This window comes from Pseudomonas sp. 43(2021), from assembly GCF_017490805.1.
Taxonomy (GTDB): Bacteria; Pseudomonadota; Gammaproteobacteria; order Pseudomonadales; family Pseudomonadaceae; genus Aquipseudomonas.
The window spans coordinates 46,051-61,094 of the sequence record NZ_JAFGYJ010000006.1; the positions used below are offsets into that span (position 1 = coordinate 46,051).

Sequence of the window (15,044 nt, forward strand, 5' to 3'; positions counted from 1 at the left end):
CTTAGCGGTCCACGTCAGCCATAACGAAGTCGATACTGCCCAGGTACGCAATGAGGTCGGCGACCATGCTGCCTTTGATCACCGAAGGGATCTGCTGCAGGTGCGGGTAGCTCGGGGTACGGATCCGGGTGCGGTAGCTCATGGTGCCGCCATCGCTCGTCAGGTAGTAACTGTTGATGCCCTTGGTCGCCTCGATCATCTGGAACGACTCGTTGGCCGGCATGACCGGGCCCCACGAGACTTGCAGGAAGTGCGTGATCAGGGTTTCGATGTGCTGCAGGGTGCGCTCTTTCGGTGGCGGCGTGGTCAGCGGGTGGTCCGCCTTGTACGGGCCTTCCGGCATGTTGCGCAGGCACTGGTCGATGATGCGGATACTCTGGCGCATCTCCTCGACACGGACCATGCAGCGATCGTAGGCATCGCCGTTGTGGGCCAGCGGTACTTCGAACTCGAAGTTCTCGTAGCCGGAGTAGGGGCGGGCTTTACGCAGGTCGAAGTCGCAACCGGTGGCACGCAGGCCGGCACCGGTGGTACCCCAGGCCAGGGCTTCCTTGGTGTTGTACGCGGCAACGCCGATGGTACGGCCCTTGAGGATGCTGTTCTGCAGGGCAGCCTTTTCGTACTCGTCGAGGCGCTTGGGCAGCCATTCGACGAAGTCCTTGACCAGCTTGTCCCAGCCGCGCGGCAGGTCGTGGGCGACGCCACCGATGCGGTACCAGGCCGGGTGCAGGCGGAAACCGGTGATCGCTTCGATCACGGTGTAGGCGCGCTGGCGGTCGGTGAAGGTGAAGAACACCGGGGTCATGGCGCCGACGTCCTGGATGTAGGTACCCAGGAACAGCAGGTGGCTGGTGATACGGAAGAACTCGGCCAGCATCACGCGGATGGTGTCGACCTTCTGTGGCACCTTGATGCCGGCCAGTTTCTCGACCGCGAGCACGTACGGCAGGTTGTTCATTACCCCGCCGAGGTAGTCGATACGGTCGGTGTACGGGATGAAGCTGTGCCAGGACTGGCGCTCGGCCATTTTCTCGGCACCACGGTGGTGGTAGCCAATGTCCGGTACGCAGTCGACGATTTCTTCACCGTCCAGCTGCAGGACGATACGGAAGGCACCGTGCGCGGAAGGGTGGTTGGGGCCGAGGTTGAGGAACATGTAGTCCTCGTTGGCGCCCTGACGCTTCATGCCCCAGGCTTCCGGGTTGAAGCGTGCCGACTCCTCTTCAAGCTGCTGCTTGGCCAGGGTCAGGCTGTAGGGATCGAACTCGGTGGCGCGGGCCGGGTAGTCCTTGCGCAGCGGGTGGCCTTCCCAGGTGGGCGGCATCATGATGCGGCTGAGGTGCGGGTGGCCGGCAAAGTCGATGCCGAACATGTCCCAGACTTCGCGCTCGTACCAGTTGGCGTTCGGCCAGATACCGGTCACGGTCGGCAGGTTCAGGTCGCCTTCGCTGAGCGACACCTTGATCATCACATCGCTGTTACGCTCGATCGACAGCAGGTGGTAGAACACGCTGAAGTCGGCGGCGGGCAGGCCGCGGCGCTGGGTGCGCAGGCGTTCGTCGACGCCGTGCAGGTCGTACAGCATGCTGTACGGTTTGGCCACGCCGCGCAGGAAGCTGAGCACTTCCTTGAGTTGCTCGCGCTTGACCCACAGCACGGGCATGCCGGTGCGGGTTTCCTGGGCGACGAATGCTTCGGCGCCAAAACGGTTGTGCAGTTCGACGACCACATCCTGGTCGTCAGCCTTGTAGGGCGGAATGAAAATAGCGTTGTCCGCTGTCATGGTCTCGGTCGCTTTGGGTCAACGTTAAGAATGAAGCCAGGCCGCCGGCTCCAGGGGAGCGGGCGGCAGGTCGCTGGATCAGACTTCGTCGGGGCTGCGCAGGTTGGTTACTGCAATGCGCTGCTCACGACGCAGGTCTTTCTGGGCTGGCATCTCGGCACGGTAAATACCTTGATCACCAACGACCCAGGAAAGCGGGCGTCGTTCTTGGCCGATCGACTCCTGCAGCAGCATCAAGCCTTGCAGGAAAGCCTCAGGGCGTGGCGGGCAGCCAGGCACATAGACGTCCACGGGGAGGAACTTGTCGACCCCCTGAACGACCGAGTAGATGTCGTACATGCCGCCGGAGTTGGCGCACGAACCCATGGAAATGACCCATTTCGGTTCGAGCATCTGCTCGTACAGGCGCTGAATGATCGGCGCCATTTTGACGAAGCAGGTACCGGCGATGACCATGAAGTCGGCCTGACGCGGCGAGGCCCGGATGACTTCGGCGCCGAAGCGGGCGATGTCGTGGGGTGCCGTGAAGGCCGTGGTCATTTCCACGTAGCAGCAGGACAGGCCGAAGTTGTACGGCCAGAGGGAGTTCTTGCGACCCCAGTTGACCGCGCCACGCAGCACATCTTCAAGCTTGCCCATGAAGATGTTCTTGTGGACCTGGTCCTCTAGCAGTTGATCGGTGACGGTTTCCCGTTCACCGACCGGGTACTGCTCGTTGGGCGCATCCGGATCGATTCTGGTGAGATTGTATTGCATGCCAAAGCCTCATTGTTTCAGCTTCGCTTGCCGCTTGCGGCGACCTTCGGGAGCCCAATCAAGTGCCCCGACGCGCCATAGGTAGACAAGACCAGCCAACAGAATTGCTATGAAAACGAGTGCTTCGACGAATCCGGTCCAGCCGCTTTCGCGGACGGACACAGACCATGCAAAGAGGAAGAGGGCTTCGATATCGAATATCACGAACAGCATCGCGACCAGATAGAATTTGGCGGACAGGCGCAGGCGGGCGCTGCCGACGGGCAGCATGCCGGATTCGAAGGGTTCGTTCTTGGCGCGGCCCCAGGCCTTGCTACCGAGCAGGCTGGACAGGCCGAGCATGAAGGCGCACAGGCCGACGACACCCAGGAGGAAGATGGCAAAGCCCCAGTTGTGGGCGATGAGTCCTGCCGAATCGGACATGCTAGAGATCCTTATACAGAGACCCAGCTCTGCAGTCTGAAATAAGTGTAGAGCGGCGACCTGGTGTCGCACGTGCAGTGACCAAATGTCGCAGCTGAATCAATCGCGCTGATTTTATGGGTAAACCCGGTGCAAGTAAAATTTCTGTCGCAAATTTATTCGTAGGATTAAGTACAAAACCTGCGTGTAACTGGCTGAAAGCCTTGAGATTCGGGCATTGCGTGCGGTTTTGTTAATTATGTTTCTTGCGACGGGTAACGAATTGCAAGTTTCGTAATGATAATTGATATCATTTAACCTGATGCCTGATATTTCCCCTGTTCTGTGCCTTGTAAAGTTCATCTGGCGATTTCCTCTACTTGCAAATGCGAAAAACGCCTGTTCTAGCACCTCCCGACACCGCTCGCACCGCCCTGGGTCAATACTTTATCGATTGAGCGATGACTGGCAGATGAAGTGATCGCCCACTGGCCGAGCCAGTAGGTGAGGATGATCAGGTACGGCGCGGCGGCGAAGGGGCTGACGAAGCGGTCGATGCCGATCAGGCTGTCGGAGAATACGAACAGGCCGGCACCGAGCGCGGCCAGGCTGCCACAGGCCAGTGCGCGCCAGAGCATGGCACTGATTGCCAGGGCGTACACTGCGACCGGGATCAGCAGCGGGCCGAGACCGTGGCTGGCGAGTACGCCGAACAGGGTGATGCCGGTGAGGGCGCTGAACAGGAGTGCGGGTAGGGCGGGGTGCAATGTTTGGCCGCAATAGGCGCGCAGGTAGGCCAGGTGGGCACAAAGGAATGCGACCAGGCCGAACACGAACAGGTCGGCGGGGATGGCCAGCAGGATGTCGCCGAGTACCGAGAACGCCAGGCCGATCGAGATCCACTTGCGATAGGGCGAGGCTGGGGCGCTGCGCAGCCAGGCGATCAGAGCCAGTACGGGTATCGGTTTGGCCAGCAGGGCGAGCAGGGTGTTGTCGCTGGCCAGTGCATATATATAGAGGGCAGCGGCGGCCAGGGCGATTATGGTCAGGTGGCTCGGGCGGGGCATGGGCGGTCCTTGCTGCTGGGCTGCCACAAGCATAGACCTGATTGTGGGGTTTGTTGGTGATGCGTCGGGGTTGTGTGAGGGCTGGCATGGGTATGGCGAGAGGAATGTGGCGCCTGTGAGATCGAGCGCCGCGCGGGCGGCGCTCGATTTGAGCAGCACCGCAAAAACCAAGGCAGGCACCTGGCCGCCCTGACGCAATCGGGCGCAGAACACCTGACATGTCGGATTTAACCCCTTCCATGTAGGCCATTTCCCAAACATACTCTTGCCGCCTTTTTTCCGTTGCGGCTGCTGTGGCAGCGCTCTAGTCTCGGCGAGTCGTTGCACATCAACGACACGGCTTTGACAGGCCGGAATTGAAAGAAGGTGCACTCGCTTTGCCTCAATGGCAGCTGTGCGTGTGGGCACGTTCGCGTGCGCCGGTCTTTCTTTCTTTCCACCGGTCTGTCAACCCGCGCATAGCTGCCACCTAACCGTTTGACAGCGGGCGGATGGCAGCCAAACAGGAAAGAAAGGAGCGAGTCATGCTAAAAGTTGTCCCCGATCCACCCCACAACCCCCATTCCCTCGAAGACACCCTGATCCAGGCCACCGTGGTGCATCAGGCCTTCGGCATTGGTTCAGGCGCAGATGCACACAGGGCCTCGGACTTTGCACTAAGGCTTGATTGATGTGTTGTCTGGGTGTGCCTCTTCGCGGGTAAACCCGCTCCCACAGGTTCATCACAAGCGCCAAGACTTGCACAGCACCTGTGGGAGCGGGTTTACCCGCGAAAGGGTCGGCCCAGGCAGTAGAGAATTTTCAGGGGAATGAACAATGACAACAGAAGACACCCAGTTCACCGTCGGCAAAACCACCTTCTACCAAGGTGAAAACGGCACCCACCCACTGTTCCGCATCGAGCCCGGCATCCCTTGCCGCGATGCCCGCGAGCAATCATCCGAACTGATGGGCTATGTGCGCGAACTGACCATCACCGGCCTGATGGACGAGAAACCGATGATGATCTGGGCTGCCCATTACCTCAGCGCCATGGCCAAGGCGCTGATGGATGACGCAGAGCTGGGCATGAAGCATTGAGGTTGTTCCAGTCACAGGCTGCTATTTGAACCCATGCAAAAAGGCCCAGGGCTTTCACAAACCCCGGGCCTTTCTTCAACAGCAACCCACTATCAGTGGAACTGCTCTTCCTCAGTCGAACCAGTCAGTGCAGTCACCGACGAAGCCCCGCCCTGAATAACAGTGGTCATGTCGTCGAAGTAGCCAGTGCCCACTTCCTGCTGGTGCGCCACGAAGGTGTAGCCTTTGTTGGCGTCAGCGAATTCCTGCTCCTGCAGCTTCACGTAGGCGGTCATGTCGTTGCGGGCGTAGTCGTGCGCCAGGTTGAACATGCCGTGCCACATGTTGTGGATGCCGGCCAGGGTGATGAACTGGTGCTTGTAGCCCATGGCCGACAGCTCGCGCTGGAACTTGGCGATGGTAGCGTCGTCCAGGTTCTTCTTCCAGTTGAAGGACGGCGAGCAGTTGTACGACAGGATCTGGTCCGGGTACTCCTTCTTGATCGCTTCGGCGAAGCGGCGGGCTTCGTCCAGGTCCGGCTTGGCGGTTTCGCACCAGATCAGGTCGGCGTATGGCGCATAGGCCAGGCCGCGGGCGATGGCCTGGTCGAGGCCGGCGCGTACCTTGTAGAAGCCTTCACGGGTACGCTCGCCGATCACGAACGGCTGGTCGTACGGGTCGCAGTCGCTGGTCAGCAGGTCGGCGGCGTTGGCGTCGGTGCGGGCCAGGATGATGGTCGGAACGCCCGAAACGTCAGCGGCCAGGCGTGCGGCCACCAGCTTCTGTACAGCTTCCTGGGTCGGTACCAGTACCTTGCCACCCATGTGGCCGCATTTCTTGACCGAGGCCAGCTGGTCTTCGAAGTGCACGCCGGCGGCGCCTGCTTCGATCATGTTCTTCATCAGCTCGTAGGCGTTCAGTACGCCACCGAAACCGGCTTCGGCGTCGGCCACGATTGGCGCGAAGTAGTCGATGTAGCCGTCGTCGCCCGGGTTCTTGCCGGCTTTCCACTGGATCTGGTCGGCGCGGCGGAAGGCGTTGTTGATACGCTTGACCACGGTCGGTACCGAGTCGACCGGGTACAGCGACTGGTCAGGGTACATGGACTCGGCCGAGTTGTTGTCGGCGGCAACCTGCCAGCCGGACAGGTAGATGGCCTGGATGCCGGCCTTGACCTGCTGCACTGCCTGGCCGCCGGTCAGGGCGCCCATGCAGTTGACGAAATCTTTTTCTGGGCGGAAGGACGGGTGGGCACCTTCGGTGACCAGCTTCCACAGTTTTTCTGCACCCAGGCGCGCCAGGGTGTGCTCCGGCTGCAGGGAGCCACGCAGGCGAACGACATCAGCGGCGGTGTAGGTACGGGTCACGCCTTTCCAGCGCGGGTTCTCGGCCCAGTCTTTCTCGAGGGCTGCAATTTGCTGTTCGCGTGTCAGTGCCATGGAAATAAACCTCGTCGCATCGATCTTGGGGTAATTGTGCTGATGCTCGGAGCAGATCAGGAGCTGGCGGCTGTCCTGTTCGCAGGAGTGCGGCGGCGAACGCGAAGGCTCGAAGGGGAAGGGTGTGCAGGTCAGGCGAAAGGGTGCTCCGGCAGGTTGGCTCGTGGTTGCCTTGCTGCGGTGCTACGCGATTGCCAGTACTGCGGTGATGCGCTTCCGTCCCTCGGGACAACTTCTTCGTTGCAGTCGCAATCCCGTCGAACCGCCTTGTGGGCCGTATAGACACGAGGCGCCTCCAGGGGTGGGAGGAGCACGCCTCGAAGGCCCTTGCCAGGGCCCCTGATTAGCGGGAGCGAGGCCATCATGCCCTTGGGAAAAAGACCCTGTCAAATGTTTTGTAGTGGTTTTTTTCTCTTACTACATCTTTGGTCTAATGCGACTTGGCAGTCAGTTTCAAGGCCTTTGGTCGAGGCCTTGAATTGCCTGGGATCAGTCGAGAAGGTCGACTTTGACACGTAAAGTCATGTTTTCACCGCGCTGGGTGCTGTAACTGAGGCTTGATGTGCTGCGATCGGCTTGGCTCTGCTGATTGTGCCCGGCCAGTGTGATCCATTCGCCGAGCTTGCCGGTGACCGTCGTGTCGGTGCTTTGCACATTCACTACATCTGCACGTTCATGGCTGATGCGGTCATTATTGGTGCTTATTTGCAGACGAACCGTATCGCCACTCAGGCTTGGGGTGACGTAGAAACCCTGGGTCACGTTGCGGTATTCGGTGTTGCTCTGGATGCGCCCGTAGCCGTCGGTGCTGGTGCTGGTGATCGGGATGCTCTGGCCTATCTGGATCAGTGCCGGCTGGCCTTCGCTGGCCTGGATCTGCTGCATGCCGCCGTCACGGTTACTGGTACCGTAGTGGATGACACGCGCATTGCCACGGTTGTCCTGGAAGTTGCTGTCGTTGTTGTCGACGCTGATCAGCAGGCGCTTGGGCGCGGTGTCCAGCTGTTGCAGCAAGGCGCGCAGGTCGTCGATGCGCTCGGCACTGGCGTTGACGATCAGCTTGTTCTCGAAGGCGCTGACCGTGCCGTCCTTGCCGATGAACGCCTGGGCGGCGGGCAGCAGTTCGGCGCTGCTGCGGTGTTGTAGCGGTACGACCTCGGTGGCGGCCTGGGCGGTAAGGCTGGCGACCAGCAGCAGGGAGGCGAGAAGGGGGCGTAGCGGCATGTCCATGATCTCCGCAGGTGGAATGTTCATGATGGCAAATTTGCCTGGCTTCTGCTGGTTTCACGTTATAGAACCCCTTGAGCGGTGGCCGCTATCAGACAAATTCCGTAACATCGCGCCCCTTGTTTTTGTACCGTCCGCCCGGACCGCCTCACAGGATGCTCATGAAACCCGCCCGACTCCGCGCCGACCTGCTCGCCGGCCTGACCACCTCGTTCGCCCTGGTGCCCGAGTGCATCGCCTTTGCCCTGGTGGCTCACCTGAACCCGCTGATGGGTCTGTATGGCGCCTTCATCATCTGCACCCTGACGGCGCTGTTCGGTGGCCGGCCGGGGATGATTTCCGGCGCTGCCGGCTCGATGGCGGTGGTGATCGTCGCGCTGGTGGTGCAGCACGGTGCGCAGTACCTGCTGGCGACGGTGCTGCTGGGGGGCGTGGTGATGATCCTGTTCGGCTTGCTGCGCCTGGGCAAGCTGGTGCGGTTGGTGCCCTACCCGGTAATGCTCGGCTTCGTCAACGGCCTGGCCATCGTCATCGCCCTGGCCCAGCTGGAGCATTTCAAGCAGGGTGAGCACTGGCTCAGCGGTGCGCCGCTGTACCTGATGGTGGGCCTGGTGGCGCTGACCATGCTGGTGGTTTATGTGTTGCCGAAACTGACCCGTGCGGTGCCGCCGGCGTTGGTGGCGATCCTCAGCGTTGGTGTGCTGGTGTACCTGCTGGGCCTGCCCACTCGCACCCTGGGCGATATGGCGAACATCGCCGGTGGCCTGCCGCACCTGGCGCTGCCGGACGTACCGTGGAATCTTGAAACCCTGAAGATCATCGTCCCTTACGCGGTGCTGATGGCCATGGTCGGCCTGCTGGAAACCCTGCTTACGCTCAACCTGACCGATGAAATCACCGAAAGCCGTGGCTACCCGGACCGCGAGTGCGTGGCACTGGGCGCGGCCAATATGGTTTCCGGCCTGTGCGGTGGCATGGGTGGGTGCGCGATGATCGGCCAGACGGTGATCAACCTCAGTTCCAATGGTCGTGGCCGGCTGTCGGGCGTAGTGGCCGGAGTGATGGTCCTGCTGTTCGTGTTGTTCCTTTCGCCGCTGATCGAGCGTATTCCGCTGGCGGCACTGGTCGGGGTGATGTTCGTGGTGGCGCAGCAGACCTTTGCCTGGGCATCGTTGCGTGTGCTGCACAAGGTGCCGCTGAGCGATGTGCTGGCGATCATTGCCGTGACCGTGGTAACGGTGCTCACCGACTTGGCAGTGGCGGTATTGTTCGGTGTCGTCATCGCGGCGGTGAACTTTGCCTGGCAGCATGCGCGCGAGCTGTATGCCGACAGTCATGAGGACGGGGAAGGGGGCAAGCGTTATCAGGTGCATGGCACGCTGTTCTTTGCCTCGACCACGCCGTTCCTGAACCAGTTCGATCCGGCTAACGACCCGGCCAAGGTGACCCTGGATTGCCAGCATTTGAGCTTTGTCGATTATTCGGCGATTGCCGCGTTGAAGACCTTGCGGGAGCGGTATGCCAGGGCGGGCAAGCAATTGCGGGTGGTGCATCTGTCGGAGCGCTGCAAGAAATTGCTGAAGCGGGCTGGTGAGCAGCACTGAGAGTGGTTGTTGCCTGTACCGGCCTCTTCGCGGCTAAAGCCGCTCCCACAGGGGTTATGCATTCCCTGTGGGAGCGGCTTTAGCCGCGAAGAGGCCGGTACAGACGAATGAACTATTCCCCGCGGTTCTTCTTGACGATGGCGTCGGCAATACTCGCCGGCGCCTCGGCATAGCGGGTGAACTCCATCGAGAAGCTGGCCCGGCCCTGGGTCATCGAGCGCATCGAGGTGGCGTAGCCGAACATCTCGCCCAGCGGCACCTCGGCACGGATCACCTTGCCGGCCGGCGTTTCGTCACCATCCTGGATCATCCCGCGGCGCCGGCTCAGATCACCGAGGATGTCACCCTGGTACTCCTCCGGGGTCACCACTTCCACCTTCATCACCGGCTCCAGCAACACCGCTCCACCTTTCTGCGACAGCTGCTTGGTGGCCATCGAGGCGGCGATCTTGTAGGCCATTTCGTTGGAGTCGACATCGTGGTACGAGCCGTCGTACACCGCCGCCTTCAGGTTGATCAGTGGGTAGCCGGCGAGCACGCCGTTCTTCATCTGCTCCTCGATGCCCTTCTGGATCGCCGGGATGTACTCGCGCGGTACCACGCCGCCGACGATTTCGTTGATGAACTCCAGGCCTTCCTTGCCCTCGTCGCCGGGGGCAAAGCGGATCCAGCAGTGGCCGTACTGGCCTCGGCCGCCGGACTGGCGGACGAAGCGGCCCTCGATTTCGCAGGTGTTGCGGATTTTCTCGCGGTAGGCCACCTGTGGCTTGCCGATGTTGGCCTCGACGTTGAACTCGCGGCGCATGCGGTCGACGATGATGTCCAGGTGCAACTCGCCCATGCCCGAGATGATGGTCTGGCCAGTCTCTTCATCGGTGCGCACACGGAATGACGGGTCTTCCTGGGCCAGCTTGCCCAGGGCAATGCCCATTTTTTCCTGGTCGGCCTTGGTCTTCGGCTCCACTGCCACGGAAATGACCGGGTCGGGGAAGTCCATGCGTTCGAGGATGATCGGCTTGTCCATGTCGCACAGGGTGTCGCCGGTGGTCACGTCCTTCATGCCGATCAGCGCGGCGATGTCGCCAGCGCACACGTCCTTGATTTCGGCGCGCTGGTTGGCATGCATCTGCACCATGCGGCCGATGCGTTCTTTCTTGCCCTTGACCGAGTTGAGCACCGCGTTGCCGGAGCTGAGCACGCCGGAATAGACCCGGGCGAAGGTCAGGGTGCCGACGAACGGGTCGGTGGCGATCTTGAACGCCAGGGCCGAGAACGGCTCGCTGTCGTCGGCGTGGCGCTCCAGGTGCTTCTCTTCGTCATCCGGGTCGGTGCCCTTGATGGCGGGGATTTCCGAAGGCGCGGGCAGGTAGTCGATGACCGCGTCGAGCATCAGCGGTACGCCCTTGTTCTTGAACGACGAGCCGAGGATGGTCGGCACGATCTCGTTGTTCAGGGTGCGTTTGCGCAGGCCGGCCTTGATCTCTTCGATGCTTAACGCTTCGCCTTCGAGAAACTTGGTGAGCAGTTCGTCATCGGCCTCGGCTGCGGCCTCGACCATGTGCGCGCGCCATTCGTCGGCCAGTGCCTGCAGTTCGGCGGGGATGTCTTCCTCGCGATAGCTGGTGCCCTGATCCGCATCGTTCCAGTAGATGGCCTTCATCTTCACCAGGTCGATCTGGCCGACAAAGTTTTCTTCGCTGCCGATGGCCAGCTGGATGGGTACCGGGTGGTGGCCCAGGCGTTGGTCGATCTGCCTGACCACGCGCAGGAAGTCAGCGCCCTGGCGGTCCATCTTGTTGATGTAGGCCAGGCGTGGCACGTGGTACTTGTTGGCCTGGCGCCAAACGGTCTCGGACTGTGGTTCGACCCCGTCCGCGCCGCTGAATACCACCACCGCGCCATCGAGCACGCGCAGCGAGCGCTCCACCTCGATGGTGAAGTCGACGTGGCCGGGGGTGTCGATGATGTTGAAGCGATACTTGTGGGCGAACTGCTTGGTCGAGCCCTGCCAGAAGGCGGTGGTCGCCGCCGAGGTAATGGTGATGCCGCGCTCCTGCTCCTGGGCCATCCAGTCCATGGTCGCGGCACCATCGTGCACTTCGCCCATCTTGTGGTTGACCCCGGTGTAGAACAGGATCCGCTCGGTGGTCGTGGTCTTGCCGGCATCCACGTGGGCGACGATGCCGATATTGCGGTACAGCTCGATGGGCGTTGTGCGGGCCATGGCGGACTACCTGTGGATGAGCGGATTCTCCCACGGTAGCAGACCGGGAGAATCCTGCCCTGCCGCCTGACCGTCAGTCGGCCTGGGCTTGCAGCATCCACTGGCCGTCCACTTCGCGGGCCAGGCCGCTGGCGGGCAGCAGGGCCAGCAGGCGCGTGTGCAGGGCGGCTTCGGTGAAGGTCTTGAGGGTGGCCAGGTCCAGTGCACCCACCAGGTTGAGATCGGCCTTGGTGTACGACAGCCAGGCTTTTTTCAGGGCCTGGGCGACGTCGCTGCCGGAGGTGCTGGCGAAGCGGCGGTGCCATTGGCGGCCGTCGAAGGTGAAGGTGTGGGCGTGGCTGTAGGTGCTTTGGTCGCCACCTTCGGTGCAGCGGTGGCAACGGCACGGGCCTTCGCCGAAGGCGTTGCGCAGGTAGCTGTTGAAGTCCACCACGGGCTTGAGGGACAGGCGTTTGTCGACTTCGAACAGGTCGGCGATCAGGGGTTCTTCGGCGCTCACTCGGGATCCTCGTGTGGTGTGGCTTGCATCGGCGGGCACCCTAACAGATCGGGCCTTTCAGATCACCTTTTGCAGGCCCGGCCTCTTTGCGGGTAAACCCGCTCCCACAGGTACTGCGCATGCGGTCCCTGTGGGAGCGGGTTTACCCGCGAAGAGGCCAGTAGAGACAATAGAGACCACCTGCCGTACTCTACGCGCCCATACGCCTACACACCCACTGAGGTAACCCCGCTTGAGCACCAAGTACCCGTACATCGCCACCATCACCATCAGCGCCGAAGACCGTGGCGGCGACACCGAGGCCTCGGAAAACCCCAACATGCGCGTTGGCCTGGAAGCGGTGACCGAAACCCTGAAAAAGGTGCATTTCGTCGGTACGCTCGCGGCCCCTGAAAAGAACGCCACGCACATCTGCGTGACCCTGGAAAACGGCCTGACCTACTACGGCCCGATCGTCAACGGCCACGCCGAACTCGAAGGCGGCTGGATTGCCTTCGAGTCCGACATGCTCACTCCCGCAGAACTGGGCTTGTAAGTATCAGTTCAGCTCGGCCAGGCACTGCTCGAGGATATCCAGACCTTCTTCGAGCACCGCGGCCTCGATGGTCAGCGGTGCCAGCAGGCGGATGATGTGCCGTGCCTTGCCGCTAGGCATCAGCAACAGGCCCTTGGCTCGCGCCGCTTCCATCACCTTGGCCAGCTGCGCCGGTGCCGGGCTGCCGTCGGCATTGACGAACTCGATCCCGCGCATGGCGCCGACGCCGGTCAGGCGGCCGATGAACGGGCTCAATCCAGAAGCCTTCCAGCGCTCGTAGCGGCGCACGATTGCCTGCTCCTGGCGCTCACCCCAGGTAGCGACGTTCTCGTCGGTCATCTGCGCCAGGCTGGCCAGGGCCGCCGCGCAGGCGATCGGGTTGCCCGAATAGGTGCCACCCAGGCCGCCTTTGGGCAGCGCTGCCATCAGTTCCTTGCGCCCGACCACCGCACCCAGTGGCATGCCGCCGGCAATACTCTTGGCCAACAGCAGCAGGTCGGGCTCAAGCCCTAAGCGCGGGAAGGCGAAGCGCTGGCCGGTACGACCGAAACCCGACTGGATCTCGTCGATGATGATCAGGATCCCGCGCTCGTCGCAGAAGCGGCGCAGGGCCTGGGCGAAGCCTGGGTCAAGGGCGAGGAAGCCGCCTTCGCCCTGCACCGGCTCGAAGATGAACGCCGCCACGTCCTCCACGGCCAGCTCGACGCTGAACAGGCGGTCCATGGCCTTTAGGGCCTGTTCGCAGGTTACCCCGGTGTCGGCGCTGGGGTAGGGCAGGTGGTACACCGGCCCTGGCAGTTCACCGACCCGCTGCTTGTACGGGGCGACCTTGCCGTTGAGGTTCAGCGTGGCCAGAGTGCGACCGTGGAAGCCGCCGTCGAAGGCGATGATGGCGCGTTTGCCGGTGGCACCGCGGGCTACTTTCAGGGCGTTTTCCGCAGCTTCCGCGCCGCTGTTGGTGAGCATGCCGGCCAAGGGGTAGCTGACCGGCACGAATTGGCTCAGTTGCTCCATCAGTGCCAGGTATGGCCCGTGGGGGGCTGCGTTGAAGGCGTAGTGGGTCAGGCGAGTGGCCTGGGCCTGGATCGCCTCGACCACGGCCGGGTTGCAGTGGCCCAGGTTGAGCACACCGATACCGCCGACGAAGTCGATGTAACGTTTGCCGTCAGTGTCCCAGACTTCGGCATTACGGCCATGGGAAAGTGTGATCGGGTGAACGATGGCAATGGATTGGCTGATACTTTCCTGGTTCATGGGCACGCGGACCTTTGTTCGAGTTTCTTATTATCCAAGCGTGTTGGCGGGTTATTCCGCAAACGAATTATTCGATTGCGGTCATTCCATGGATTCGCGATCTTGTAGTTGATTTATATCGCCTGTGCCGGCCTCTTCGCGGGTGAACCCGCTCCCACAGTACGGCGCCACACTTGAAAGCTGTGCGATCCCTGTGGGAGCGGGTTTACCCGCGAAGAGGCCGGTACAGGTCAAATCAATCCCCCTCGGCCACCCGCTCCCGAATCCACTGCACGAAGGCCCTGACCTTGGGCACTTCGGCCGCATGCTCGGCATGGGCGATGAAGTGCCGGCCATTGCTCGCCACCGGGTGGTCCCAGGCCACCACCAGCTTGCCCTCGCTCAGTTCTTCGGCCACCAGGTAGCGCGGAATCAGGGCGATGCCGCAGCCGGCAATGGCCGCGCGGATGCACAGGTAGAACGTGTCGAAGCGTGGCCCGTGGTAGCTGTTCTGGCTATGCAACCCCAGCCCCAGGAACCATTCGTGCCAGGCCTCCGGGCGCGACACGCACTGCAGCAGGCGGTGTTCGGTCAGCGCCTGGGCGCTGACGAAACGGTGGTTGGCCAGCAGCTGCGGGCTGCACACCGGCACCACTTCTTCGCTGAACAGCTCGATGCAGGTTGCCCCGGGCCAGGTGCCCTGGCCGAAGAAAAACGCAATGTCGGCCTTGGCCTGCACCAGGTCGAACGGCTCCAGTTCGTTGCGGATATCCAGGTGAATGCGCGGGTAGCGGTCGCCAAAACCCTTCAGCCGGGGCACCAGCCAGCGCGCGCCGAAGGTGGGCTGGGTGGCGATGCGCAGCACTTCGGTCTCGTCGCCGTAGCTGAGGATGTAGCGGCTGGAAATGTCGATCTGGGTGAGGATCTTGTTCACTTCGGTGAGGTACAGCGCGCCGGCGGGGGTCAGGTGCAGGCGCCGGCGAATGCGCTGGAACAGCGAGTGCGACAGCATGTCCTCGAGCTGCGCCACCTGCTTGCTGACGGCGCTCTGGGTCAGGTGCAGTTCCTGGGCCGCGCGGGTGAAGCTGAGGTGGCGGGCGGCCGCTTCGAAGCACTGAAGGGCGGTGGTCGAAGGCATCAGGCGTTTGGACATGACGGGCAAATACCGAGCAAAAAAGGAAGGAGTTCATTCCGTAACGGAATCATGTGTTTCGAA

General features: G+C 62.0%; 14 protein-coding genes. 4 read left to right on the forward strand and 10 right to left on the reverse strand.

The genetic code is table 11. The annotated features are described in order from the left end of the window. Nucleotide 1: 1 nt before the first annotated feature. The 4 genes from nuoC to J5M71_RS06880 all read right to left on the reverse strand — a co-directional run bounded on the left by nuoC (nucleotide 2) and on the right by J5M71_RS06880 (nucleotide 4,008). Nucleotides 2–1,783, reverse strand: coding sequence for an NADH-quinone oxidoreductase subunit C/D (gene nuoC / locus J5M71_RS06865; protein WP_013973384.1), 1,782 nt, complete (start codon nucleotides 1,781–1,783; stop codon nucleotides 2–4). A gap of 78 nt (nucleotides 1,784–1,861) precedes the next feature. Beyond that, on the reverse strand, nucleotides 1,862–2,539 hold the full coding sequence (locus tag J5M71_RS06870; protein ID WP_003251429.1) for an NADH-quinone oxidoreductase subunit B: 678 nt from the start codon (nucleotides 2,537–2,539) through the stop codon (nucleotides 1,862–1,864). 9 nt (nucleotides 2,540–2,548) lie between these two features. Continuing rightward, entirely contained in the window at nucleotides 2,549–2,962 is a 414-nt protein-coding gene (locus J5M71_RS06875) for an NADH-quinone oxidoreductase subunit A (RefSeq protein WP_003251427.1), read from the reverse strand. 383 nt (nucleotides 2,963–3,345) lie between these two features. Continuing rightward, nucleotides 3,346–4,008, reverse strand: a complete 663-nt coding sequence (locus J5M71_RS06880) for a lysoplasmalogenase (RefSeq protein ID WP_207831029.1) — start codon at nucleotides 4,006–4,008, stop codon at nucleotides 3,346–3,348. Nucleotides 4,009–4,532: 524 nt separating this feature from the next. Here J5M71_RS06880 and J5M71_RS06885 point away from each other — a divergent pair. Beyond that, complete coding sequence (locus tag J5M71_RS06885; protein ID WP_207831305.1) at nucleotides 4,533–4,679, forward strand: hypothetical protein; 147 nt, start codon at nucleotides 4,533–4,535, stop codon at nucleotides 4,677–4,679. A gap of 145 nt (nucleotides 4,680–4,824) precedes the next feature. Beyond that, entirely contained in the window at nucleotides 4,825–5,088 is a 264-nt protein-coding gene (locus J5M71_RS06890) for a DUF3077 domain-containing protein (protein WP_023660664.1), read from the forward strand. A 92-nt stretch (nucleotides 5,089–5,180) separates the two neighbouring features. On the opposite strand, the gene aceA is transcribed toward J5M71_RS06890, so the two are convergent. After that, nucleotides 5,181–6,506: an isocitrate lyase gene (gene aceA / locus J5M71_RS06895; protein WP_013973380.1), complete on the reverse strand. Its 1,326-nt coding sequence runs from the start codon at nucleotides 6,504–6,506 to the stop codon at nucleotides 5,181–5,183. 489 nt (nucleotides 6,507–6,995) lie between these two features. Further along, nucleotides 6,996–7,760 carry a secretin N-terminal domain-containing protein gene (locus J5M71_RS06900; RefSeq protein WP_207831032.1) on the reverse strand — a complete coding sequence of 255 codons (765 nt, stop codon included), beginning with the start codon at nucleotides 7,758–7,760 and terminating at the stop codon, nucleotides 6,996–6,998. Between the two features lie 134 nt (nucleotides 7,761–7,894). Here J5M71_RS06900 and J5M71_RS06905 point away from each other — a divergent pair, with 134 nt between their 5' ends. After that, the gene (locus tag J5M71_RS06905) at nucleotides 7,895–9,337 is read left to right on the forward strand and encodes a SulP family inorganic anion transporter (RefSeq protein WP_207831033.1); all 1,443 of its coding nucleotides are present in this window, start codon (nucleotides 7,895–7,897) and stop codon (nucleotides 9,335–9,337) included. 112 nt (nucleotides 9,338–9,449) lie between these two features. Here J5M71_RS06905 and fusA read toward each other — a convergent pair whose 3' ends face one another. Together fusA and J5M71_RS06915 are read right to left on the reverse strand one after the other, a co-directional pair. Next, the gene (gene fusA, locus J5M71_RS06910) at nucleotides 9,450–11,561 is read right to left on the reverse strand and encodes an elongation factor G (protein WP_207831036.1); all 2,112 of its coding nucleotides are present in this window, start codon (nucleotides 11,559–11,561) and stop codon (nucleotides 9,450–9,452) included. A 73-nt stretch (nucleotides 11,562–11,634) separates the two neighbouring features. Further along, complete coding sequence (locus J5M71_RS06915; RefSeq protein ID WP_087499969.1) at nucleotides 11,635–12,060, reverse strand: hypothetical protein; 426 nt, start codon at nucleotides 12,058–12,060, stop codon at nucleotides 11,635–11,637. A gap of 232 nt (nucleotides 12,061–12,292) precedes the next feature. Here J5M71_RS06915 and J5M71_RS06920 point away from each other — a divergent pair, with 232 nt between their 5' ends. Continuing rightward, nucleotides 12,293–12,595 (forward strand): hypothetical protein, encoded by a 303-nt coding sequence (locus J5M71_RS06920; RefSeq protein ID WP_085720495.1) that lies wholly within the window; start codon nucleotides 12,293–12,295, stop codon nucleotides 12,593–12,595. Nucleotides 12,596–12,598: 3 nt separating this feature from the next. Here the strand turns inward: J5M71_RS06920 and J5M71_RS06925 are convergent, their stop codons facing one another. Together J5M71_RS06925 and gcvA are read right to left on the reverse strand one after the other, a co-directional pair. Then, nucleotides 12,599–13,849, reverse strand: a complete 1,251-nt coding sequence (locus tag J5M71_RS06925) for an aspartate aminotransferase family protein (protein ID WP_207831038.1) — start codon at nucleotides 13,847–13,849, stop codon at nucleotides 12,599–12,601. Nucleotides 13,850–14,084: 235 nt separating this feature from the next. Then, nucleotides 14,085–14,981, reverse strand: coding sequence for a transcriptional regulator GcvA (gcvA, locus tag J5M71_RS06930; RefSeq protein WP_207831039.1), 897 nt, complete (start codon nucleotides 14,979–14,981; stop codon nucleotides 14,085–14,087). Between the last annotated feature and the right edge of the window lie 63 nt (nucleotides 14,982–15,044).

Coding starts and splice junctions, on each gene's coding strand:
- nuoC (WP_013973384.1), bottom strand. CDS start 1,783: ATGACAGCGGACAACGCTATTTTCATTCCGCCCTACAAGGCTGACGAC.
- J5M71_RS06870 (WP_003251429.1), bottom strand. CDS start 2,539: ATGCAATACAATCTCACCAGAATCGATCCGGATGCGCCCAACGAGCAG.
- J5M71_RS06875 (WP_003251427.1), bottom strand. CDS start 2,962: ATGTCCGATTCGGCAGGACTCATCGCCCACAACTGGGGCTTTGCCATC.
- J5M71_RS06880 (WP_207831029.1), bottom strand. CDS start 4,008: ATGCCCCGCCCGAGCCACCTGACCATAATCGCCCTGGCCGCCGCTGCC.
- J5M71_RS06885 (WP_207831305.1), top strand. CDS start 4,533: ATGCTAAAAGTTGTCCCCGATCCACCCCACAACCCCCATTCCCTCGAA.
- J5M71_RS06890 (WP_023660664.1), top strand. CDS start 4,825: ATGACAACAGAAGACACCCAGTTCACCGTCGGCAAAACCACCTTCTAC.
- aceA (WP_013973380.1), bottom strand. CDS start 6,506: ATGGCACTGACACGCGAACAGCAAATTGCAGCCCTCGAGAAAGACTGG.
- J5M71_RS06900 (WP_207831032.1), bottom strand. CDS start 7,760: ATGAACATTCCACCTGCGGAGATCATGGACATGCCGCTACGCCCCCTT.
- J5M71_RS06905 (WP_207831033.1), top strand. CDS start 7,895: ATGAAACCCGCCCGACTCCGCGCCGACCTGCTCGCCGGCCTGACCACC.
- fusA (WP_207831036.1), bottom strand. CDS start 11,561: ATGGCCCGCACAACGCCCATCGAGCTGTACCGCAATATCGGCATCGTC.
- J5M71_RS06925 (WP_207831038.1), bottom strand. CDS start 13,849: ATGAACCAGGAAAGTATCAGCCAATCCATTGCCATCGTTCACCCGATC.
- gcvA (WP_207831039.1), bottom strand. CDS start 14,981: ATGTCCAAACGCCTGATGCCTTCGACCACCGCCCTTCAGTGCTTCGAA.